The following is a 7,489-nucleotide window of genomic DNA, read 5'->3' on the forward strand; positions in this document are numbered from 1 at the left end:
GTCGGCAGACAGCGGCGCGGCCGCTGCGGGCATCGCAGCAGCCAGCGCCAGGACCGCCAGCCACCGCGCGCGCAGGCGCCGTGGCCGGCGCGCGATCACAGCGCCAGGATCGCCTGCGCCAGTTCCAGATCGCTGGCCTGTTGCGCCTGCGGGTTGCGCTCGCGCAGTACGCGCAGCGCCGCTTCCAGTTGCACGCCGCGGATGCGGCCGGCGCTGGCGACGAAGCCGGCCGCGTCGTCGCGCGCCTGCAGCACCACCTTGTCGTTGTTGGAACTGCTGTCCGAGGACGCCGAACTGCCGGCCGAGCCGGCCGAGGCCGAACCGGCGGAGCTGCCGGCGAAGCTGGACGCCTGCGCGAACGCGGGCAGGATCAGGGCGAACAGCAGGGCGCAGCGCGCGGTCACTCGGGTCATTGCAATCGTTCCAAACGGGATCGTGAAAAAGGGGACGGCCAGTGCCGCGCCGCATAGCCTAGCGGTCCGCCCCGCGCAGCGCCTGAACGGGCCGCGCGGCGGTCGCGCGGCTGGACTCAGGGGTCGAACAGCTTGCCCGGATTGAGCAGCCCGGACGGATCGAACACGCGCTTCACCGCGCGCATCAGCGCGATCTCCTCGGCGCTGCGCGTGCTGTCCAGGTAGGGTTTCTTGACCAGGCCGATGCCGTGCTCGGCGGAGATGCTGCCGCCGTGCTCGGCCAGCACCTGCGCCAGCAGCTTGGTGACCTGCTCGCAGGCGGCGATGAACTCCGCCGGCGCAGTGGCCTCGGGCTTGAGCACGTTGATGTGCAGGTTGCCGTCGCCGATGTGGCCGAACCACACCACCTCGAACTGCGGGTAGGCCTCGCCGAGCAGCGCCTGGGTCCGCGCCAGGAACGCCGGCATCGCCGAGATCCGCACCGACACGTCATTCTTGTAGGGGGTGTAACGCGCCACCGCCTCGGTAATGCCTTCGCGCAGGCGCCACAGCTGCGCGGCCTGCGCCTCGCTCTGGCTGATCACCCCGTCCAGCACCCAGCCCTGCTCCATGCAGACCTCGAACGCGGCCAGCGCCGCGGCCTCCTGCGCCTCGTTGCCGCTGGCGTACTCAGTGACAACGTAGTACGGATAGACGGTGTCGAACGGCGCCTGCGCGCCATGCGCCAGCACGTGCTGCAGCGCACGGTCGGTGAAGAACTCGAACGCCTCCAACTGCAGCCGGCTGCGGAATGCGGCGAACACCTGCATCAGCACCTCGAACGAGGGCAGCGCCAGCAGCATCACGTTGCTCGGCGGCGGCGGGTCGGTGAGGCGCAGGGTGGCTTCGACCACGATGCCGAGGGTGCCTTCGGAGCCGATCAGCAACTGGCGGAAATCGTAGCCGCTGGAATTCTTGATCAGCCCGCGGTTGAGCTCGAGCAGCTCGCCGCTGCCGGTGACCACCTTCAACCCGGCGATCCACTCGCGGGTGTTGCCGTAGCGGATCACGCGGATACCGCCGGCATTGGTGGCGATGTTGCCGCCGATCGAGCACGACCCGCGCGCCGCGAAGTCCACCGGATATTGCAGCCCGTGCTCCCGCGCGGCGTTGTGCACCGCTTCCAGCGGCATCCCGGCCTGCACGGTGAGGGTGCGATCGACCGGATCGAAGGCCAGCGCCTTGTTCATCCGCTCCAGGCTCAGCACCAGTTCGCCGTGCGCGGCCACCGCGCCGCCGGACAAGCCGGTGCGGCCGCCGGAGGGCACCACCGCCACCGCGTGGTCGTTGGCCCAGCGCAGCACCGCCTGCACCTCCTCCACCGTGGCCGGCAACGCGATCGCCAGCGGCGCCGGGGTCCAGCGCCGGGTCCAGTCGCGGCCGTAGTGCTCCAGGTCGGCGGGATCGGTCTTCAGGCGCAGGCCGGGAACGGCAAGGGCCAGGGCATCCAGGCGCGGGTCGGTCATAAGTGGAGAGGTCGAAGCGTAGACAATCGTTCAAGCGTGCCAGCCTTGCGCAACGGCGTCCAGTTCGCTGCCAGCAGGTCGCCGCGTTTGCGAATCCGCACTCCCCACTCCCGAATTCCCCGCCGGCCACCGCCAATCGATGCACCTGAAACCGTCCACCGGCGTTGCATCCACGGTCTCCCGGCATCCTATTGCGGCGCACCAAAGCGCGAAGCCATCTGGCATAGTGACCGGCCCGTTGGCCATCGCTCCCTCGCCGCAATGTCGCCCAAGAAGACCTCGTTTCCGAAGCAGGATATCCGCGTGCTGCTGCTCGAAGGCATCAGCCAGACCGCCGTCGACGTGTTCCGCGCGGCCGGCTACTCGCAGATCGAACTGCACGCCAAGTCGCTGCCGGAAGACGAGCTCAAGCAGCGCATCGCCGAGGCGCACATCGTCGGCATCCGCTCGCGCACCCAGCTCAGCGCCGAGGTGCTGGCCCACGCCAAGCGCCTGATCGCGGTCGGCTGCTTCTGCATCGGCACCAACCAGGTCGACCTGGACGCCGCGGAACTGGCCGGCATCCCGGTGTTCAATGCGCCCTACTCCAACACCCGCAGCGTCGCCGAGCTGGTGATCGCCGAGGCCATCCTGCTGTTGCGCGGCATTCCGCAGAAGAACGCCGAATGCCACCGCGGCGGCTGGTCGAAGTCGGCCGCCGGCAGCCACGAGACGCGCGGCAAGGTGCTGGGCATCGTCGGCTACGGCCACATCGGCACCCAGGTCGGCGTGCTGGCCGAGGCGCTGGGCATGCAGGTGATCTTCCACGACATCGAGACCAAGCTGTCGCTGGGCAACGCCCGCACCGCCACCGATCTGGACGACCTGCTGGCCCGCTCGGATGTGGTCACCCTGCACGTGCCGGAAACCGCGGCCACCCGCGACATGATCGGCGCCACGCAGCTGGCGCAAATGAAGCCGGGCGCGCACCTGATCAACGCCTCGCGCGGCACGGTGATCGACATCGATGCCCTGGACGCGGCGCTGCGCAGCGGCCACATCGGCGGCGCCGCGGTGGACGTGTTCCCGATCGAACCCAAGGGCAACGGCGACCTGTTCGAATCGCCGCTGGCGGCGCACGACAACGTGATCCTGACCCCGCACGTCGGCGGCAGCACGCTGGAAGCGCAGGACAACATCGGCGTGGAAGTGGCGGCCAAGCTGGTGCGCTACAGCGACAACGGCAGCACCCTGTCGGCGGTGAACTTCCCCGAGGTGACCCTGCCCGAGCACGCCGAGAGCCTGCGCCTGCTGCACATCCACCGCAACGTGCCGGGCGTGCTGTCGCAGATCAACGAACTGTTCTCGCGCCACAACGTCAACATCGACGGCCAGTTCCTGCGCACCGACCCCAAGGTCGGCTACGTGGTGATCGACGTGGCCGCCAGCGAGGAGCAGGCGGCGGTGCTGAAGGAGGAACTGGCGCAGGTGGCGGGGACGTTGCGGACGCGCATTCTTTACTAGCGGGGATTGGGGATTCGTGGGTGCGCTGCGCGACCCGGACCCTCACCCCAACCCCTCTCCCGGAGGGAGAGGGGCTCAGCCATCCGACCGGAGCCGGCTTCTCCCTTCTCCCTTCGGGAGAAGGTGCCCCGAAGGGGCGGATGAGGGTGCGGGCGCAGCCTCGTGCAGCTGAAACACCGCATGCGCTGCGCTACCCGGACCCTCACCCCAACCCCTCTCCCGGCGGGAGAGGGGCTCAGTCATCCGACCGGAGCCGGCTTCTCTCTTCTCCCTTCGGGAGAAGGTGCCCCGAAGGGGCGGATGAGGGTGCGGGCGAAGCCTCGTGTTGCCAGATTGATGCAGCGCTTCGCGCCCGACCCTCACCCCAACCCCTCTCCCGGGGGGAAGGGGCTGATGCGCTGCGCTGCAACCACTTCTGCGCCATGCGCCGCAGCGACGGATCCAGGTCCGCTTCATCCAGCAGTTCGGCGATCGGGCGCCAGGCCAGGGCCAGCGACTCGGCGCTGACCGCGAAGGCTTCGTCCGCGCCGGCGCGGACCACGTAGCGTGCGTCGTAATGCCAGTGCCCCGGCACCTCGCCGCGGGCGGGAATCCAGTGCCGGTCCAGGTCGAAGATCGCGCCATCCTCCAGTGTTAGGCCGGGCAGCCCGGATTCTTCCTCGGCCTCCTTCAAGGCCACCCGCGCCAGATCGCGGTCGCCGTCGGCGTGGCCGCCCAGTTGCAGCCAGCGCTGCAGCTTGCGGTGATGGGTCAGCAAGGTGCGCGTGCCGTCGGCGCTGACCAGCCAGGCCGACCCGGTGAAATGGCCGTCCAGGCGCGCGCGCACGAACGGATCGGCGGCATCGTCGAGCAAGGCCAGGAACTGCGCGGCGACCTCCGCCTGGTCCGGGCACTGCCCGGCATGGGCCTGCAACTGCTGGCGTAGGGACGACTCCGGCATCGGCGTTCTCGCATTCGGGGGCGGCCATTATCGCCGTCCACGGTGCAGCGCGGCTTGTGGCGGCCGGCCGGCTTTGGCATGGTACGACGCTTGCGTCGCCCGCTGCGGGCCCGGCGCTTCGCCATTGCCGGGGCCGCTTGCCCCGTACCGCCACCTGGGGATGCACCGAATGCTCAAGTCTTTGCTGAGGGTCAAGCCGATCGAACCGGCCGGTCACGTCGATGCCGGCGAACCGTTCGAAGGCAGTCTGGAGGGCGAAGCCACCCTCAAACGCACCCTCACCGCCAGGCACCTGATCCTGCTCGGCATCGGCGCGGTGATCGGTGCCGGCATCTTCGTGCTCACCGGCCAGGCTGCGGCCAATCATGCCGGCCCGGCGGTGATGCTCTCGTTCGTGTTCGCCGGCCTGGCCTGCGCCTTCGCCGGCCTGTGCTACGCCGAATTCGCGGCGATGCTGCCGGTCTCGGGCAGCGCCTACTCGTACTCCTACGCCACGCTAGGCGAAGGCGTGGCCTGGTTCATCGGCTGGTGCCTGGTGCTGGAATACCTGTTCGCCGGCTCCAGCGTCGCGGTCGGCTGGTCGGCCTATCTGATCAGCTTCGTCACCGGCACCCTCGGCCTGCCCTTCCCCGCGGAACTGGCCAGCGCGCCGCTGACCTGGACCGGCCACGCCTTCGTCGCCTCGGGCAACATCGTCAACCTGCCGGCGGTGCTGATCGTGGCCGCAGTCAGCACGCTGTGCTACGTCGGCGTCACTCAATCGGCCTTCGTCAACGCCATCGTGGTGGCGATCAAGGTGCTGGTGATCTGCCTGTTCGTCGGCGTCGGCATCTTCTACATCAACCCGGACAACTGGCATCCGTTCATCCCGGAAAACACCGGCCCGGGCGAGTTCGGCTGGAGCGGCATCTTCCGCGCCGCCTCCATCGTGTTCTTCTCCTATATCGGCTTCGATGCGGTCTCCACCTCCGCCGGCGAAACCAAGGACCCGCAGAAGAACATGCCGATCGGCATCCTGGTGTCGCTGGCCATCTGCACCGTCATCTACATCATCGTCTGCGCGGTGCTGACCGGCCTGCTGCCCTACACCCAGCTCGGCACCGCCAAGCCGGTGGCCACTGCGCTGGAGCACTATCCGCAGCTGGCCTGGCTGAAGACCTTCGTCGAGATCGGCGCCATCGCCGGCCTGTCCTCGGTGGTGCTGGTGATGCTGATGGCGCAGCCGCGCATCTTCTACACCATGGCGCGCGACGGCCTGCTGCCGAAGCTGTTCGGCAAGGTCCATCGCCGTTTCCACACCCCCTACGTCGGCACCGTGGTGGTCGGCGTGCTCGCGGCGCTGCTGGCCGGACTGATTCCGCTGGACGTGCTCGGCGAACTGGTGTCGATGGGCACCCTGCTGGCCTTCGCCACCGTCTGCGTCGGCGTGATGGTGCTGCGCTTCACCCGTCCGGATCTGCCGCGTCCGTTCCGGGTGCCGCTGTTCTGGGCGGTGTGCCCGCTGGGCGCGCTGTTCTGCGTGGGCCTGTTCTTCCAGGCATTCCAGGAACACTGGAAGGTGTTCGTCGGCTGGACCCTGATCGGCCTGTGCATCTACTTCTTCTACGGCATCCGCAACAGCCGCCTGGCCGCCAAGGCCTGATCCGCTCCCCCGAAGACCGGCGTCCGCGCCGGTCTTCGCGTTCGCACCCCTTCCTCGCACGCCGCGCCCGGCTGGAACCGCTCGATGCTCAAACAACTCTTGGCCACCAAACACCCCCATGCCAGCCACGAGGACGCCGGCGGGCTGGGCCTGCAACGCGCGCTCGGCCCCTGGGGCCTGACCGCGCTGGGCATCGGCGCGGTGATCGGCGGCGGCATCTTCGTCATCACCGGGCAGGCCGCGGCCAACCACGCCGGGCCTGCGATCATGCTCTCGTTCGTGCTGGCCGCGGTGTGCTGCGCGTTCTGCGCGCTGGCCTACGCCGAGTTCGCGGCGATGGTGCCGGTCTCCGGCAGCGCCTACACCTACACCTACGCCACCTTCGGCGAACTGGCGGCCTGGTTCATCGGCTGGATGCTGGTGCTGGAGTACGGCGTGTCGGCCTCGGCGGTGGCGGTCAGCTGGACCGGCTATTTCCTCAGCCTGCTCGACCACTTCAACATCCATCTGCCCGCAGCCCTGGTCAACGCGCCGCTGGACGGCAAGCTGCAGCCCACCGGCGCGATCGCCAACCTGCCTGCCGCCGGCATCGTGCTGCTGCTGACCTGGCTGTGCTACGTCGGCATCCGCAAGTCCTCGGCGATGAACATGGCGATGGTGGTGCTGAAGAGCGGCCTGATCGTGCTGGTCATCGCCGCCGGCTGGAAGTACGTGGACCCGGCCAACTGGCACCCGTTCATCCCCGCCAACGAAGGCCCGGGCAAGTACGGCCTGGACGGCGTACTGCGCGGCGCGGCGATGGTGTTCTTCGCCTACATCGGCTTCGAGGCGGTGTCGGTGGCGGCGCAGGAATCGCACCGGCCGCAGCGCGACCTGCCGATCGGCATGATCCTGTCGCTGGTGATCTGCACCGTGCTGTACATCGCCATGGCCGCGGTGATGACCGGGCTGGTGCCGTTCGCGCAACTGGGCACCGACGAGCCGGTGGTGACCGCGGTCGCCGCGCATCCGCAACTGGGCTGGCTGCGCGTGGTGGTGGAGGTCGGCGCGCTGATCGGCCTGTCCTCGGTGGTGCTGGTGATGATCATCGGCCAGCCGCGCATCTTCATGATCATCGCCCGCGACGGCCTGCTGCCGCCGGTGTTCACCAAGATCCACCCGACCTACCGCACCCCGCACGTCAACACGGTGATCACCGGCATCGGCATCGCCCTGCTGGCGGCGCTGTTCCCGCTGGACGTGCTGGGCGAACTGACCTCGATGGGCACCCTGATCGCCTTCGCCGCGGTCTGCGCCGGCGTGCTGATCCTGCGCCGCACCCAGCCGGACCTGCCGCGCCCGTTCCGCATCCCGTTCGCCTGGCCGATCTGCATCGCCGGCGTGCTCAGTTGCCTGGCGCTGCTGTCGGCGATGACCGCGCACAACTGGATGCTGATGGCCGGCTGGACGGTGATCGGCCTGGCGATCTACTTCGGCTACGGCTAAA

The 7,489-nt window shown here is 68.9% G+C and carries 5 protein-coding genes and 1 pseudogene; 3 read left to right on the forward strand and 3 right to left on the reverse strand.

From position 1 onward, the window contains the following. Positions 1-95 precede the first annotated feature (95 nt). Both D180_RS06410 and D180_RS06415 read right to left on the reverse strand, forming a co-directional pair. Complete coding sequence (locus D180_RS06410) at positions 96-413, reverse strand: DUF2388 domain-containing protein (protein ID WP_010341821.1); 318 nt, start codon at positions 411-413, stop codon at positions 96-98. Positions 414-529: 116 nt separating this feature from the next. Then, entirely contained in the window at positions 530-1,918 is a 1,389-nt protein-coding gene (locus D180_RS06415) for an FAD-binding oxidoreductase (RefSeq protein WP_017912138.1), read from the reverse strand. Positions 1,919-2,179: 261 nt separating this feature from the next. Between D180_RS06415 and serA the strand changes: the two genes are divergently transcribed. After that, a complete protein-coding gene (serA, locus tag D180_RS06420; protein WP_017912139.1) occupies positions 2,180-3,421 on the forward strand; it encodes a phosphoglycerate dehydrogenase in 1,242 nt (413 codons plus the stop codon). Between the two features lie 400 nt (positions 3,422-3,821). Here the strand turns inward: serA and D180_RS06425 are convergent. After that, positions 3,822-4,361 (reverse strand): annotated as a pseudogene (locus D180_RS06425) (NUDIX hydrolase); the annotation flags it as partial. Positions 4,362-4,530: 169 nt separating this feature from the next. On the opposite strand from D180_RS06425, the gene D180_RS06430 reads away from it, so the two are divergent. Both D180_RS06430 and D180_RS06435 read left to right on the forward strand, forming a co-directional pair. After that, positions 4,531-6,003, forward strand: coding sequence for an amino acid permease (locus D180_RS06430; RefSeq protein WP_017912141.1), 1,473 nt, complete (start codon positions 4,531-4,533; stop codon positions 6,001-6,003). Positions 6,004-6,087: 84 nt separating this feature from the next. Next, positions 6,088-7,488 (forward strand): amino acid permease, encoded by a 1,401-nt coding sequence (locus tag D180_RS06435; protein WP_017912142.1) that lies wholly within the window; start codon positions 6,088-6,090, stop codon positions 7,486-7,488. Position 7,489: the final 1 nt, after the last annotated feature.

Origin of the sequence: Xanthomonas sp. SHU 166, assembly GCF_000364685.1 — a bacterium.
Taxonomy (GTDB): domain Bacteria; phylum Pseudomonadota; class Gammaproteobacteria; order Xanthomonadales; family Xanthomonadaceae; genus Xanthomonas_A; species Xanthomonas_A sontii.

Excerpts from the sequence above, each read along its gene's own strand:
- D180_RS06415 (WP_017912138.1), bottom strand. The coding sequence starts at position 1,918 with ATGACCGACCCGCGCCTGGATGCCCTGGCCCTTGCCGTTCCCGGCCTG.
- D180_RS06430 (WP_017912141.1), top strand. The coding sequence starts at position 4,531 with ATGCTCAAGTCTTTGCTGAGGGTCAAGCCGATCGAACCGGCCGGTCAC.
- D180_RS06410 (WP_010341821.1), bottom strand. The coding sequence starts at position 413 with ATGACCCGAGTGACCGCGCGCTGCGCCCTGCTGTTCGCCCTGATCCTG.
- D180_RS06435 (WP_017912142.1), top strand. The coding sequence starts at position 6,088 with ATGCTCAAACAACTCTTGGCCACCAAACACCCCCATGCCAGCCACGAG.
- serA (WP_017912139.1), top strand. The coding sequence starts at position 2,180 with ATGTCGCCCAAGAAGACCTCGTTTCCGAAGCAGGATATCCGCGTGCTG.